Genomic DNA, 1,478 nt, shown 5'->3' with positions numbered 1-1,478 from the left:
CCAATCTAAAAAGTCGCTTTCCTTAGGTAAGGGAAAGCGACTTTTTGTGTAGTCTTATTCAATTAAATGGCCCGATTGTTGAAGAAAGAGATACTCTGCAAAATAGATCTTTTTATCAAACTTTATTTTAAATCAACAATAGGTAAATTTCTTGGCCATTATTTTGCTTCACATAAAATTCTATACAAAAAAGCAACCTATAAATTTAGGCTGCTTTTTATTCCGTCTTTTATTACTTAGCTAATTCTTTCGTTCCCTGCATTACATCAACGAAAAATCCCCAGTTATTCACAACAGAAGAAATACTAATATGTTCATCTGGAGTGTGAACATTAAAGATATCTGGACCGAATGAAATAGCATCTAACTCAGGCATTTTTTGAACAAATACACTGCACTCAATTCCTGCATGYACTGCGAAGATTTCAGCATCTTTGCTGTATTTTTCTTGGTGCACTTTTTCGAATAAATTACGGATAGGCGAATTAGGATTATATGGCCACTCTGGATATTCAGACTCTTTTTCAAATGTTGCCCCTACTAATTCCGCAATATACTTAATTTCATCTACAATATGTTGTTTTAAACTACTTACAGAACTTCTCACTTCGCTTCGTAATTTAATCTCATCTTGCAGTGTTTGAATAACTCCTAAATTAGTTGAGCTTTCTACAAGACCTTTAATATCCATGCTCATACTTTGTATACCATTTGGAATTAAGAATAATGAAGAAATAAGCTGTTTTTGTGTTTCTTTAGAAAAGACTTTTTCCGCCTTTTCTTCTACTTTTGTAAGTGAAACATGAACATCCGGATCAACAGCACGTAGCTCTTCTTGTAACATACGTGTCCATGATTTTAGTTTTTCTTCTACTTGCTGTACATCTTCTGCACGTAATAAAATTGTAGCTACACTTTCACGCGGAATTGCATTTGTTTTTAAGCCGCCATGAACTTCACTCATATTAAACTGAATGTGAAGTGATAAATCACGTAAAACTCGTCCTAATACTTTATTCGCATTACCGCGTTGTTTATCAATTTCCAAACCAGAATGTCCACCTTTAAGTCCCCCAACATATAGTCGGTATGTGTCCATATCTACTGACGCTTCATCCCAAATCACTGAAATCGTTTCAACTGCTTTCGCACCACCTGCGCTACTCACTAGTAATTTATGATCTTCTTCAGAATCAATATTAATAAATATTTTTCCGTCAAAATGATTTGAATCAACAGCGAATGCACCGCCCATTGTCGTTTCTTCTTCAGTTGTAATAACAACTTCTAAAGCTGGATGCGGGATGTCTGTTGAATCCAATAATGCTAATGCATATGCAACGGCAATACCATTATCAGCACCTAAAGTAGTTTCGTTTGCATATAACATATCTCCAATAATTCTTAATTCAATTGGATCTTTCTCAAAATCATGAACTGTCGCTTGGTTTTTTTCACACACCATATCAGAGTGCCCC

1 protein-coding gene is annotated in these 1,478 nt (G+C 34.9%); it reads right to left on the bottom strand.

Annotated features, from left to right (window positions below):
- Positions 1-232: 232 nt before the first annotated feature.
- The coding region (gene pepD, locus AC1DJR_RS29560; RefSeq protein WP_477004211.1) for a beta-Ala-His dipeptidase at positions 233-1,478 on the bottom strand (1,246 nt) is incomplete at its 5' end.

This window comes from Bacillus sp. 05T31, from assembly GCF_056396725.1.
The sequence above is the reverse complement of the archived record's forward strand: the minus strand, read 5'-3'. Positions and strand labels throughout refer to the sequence as shown.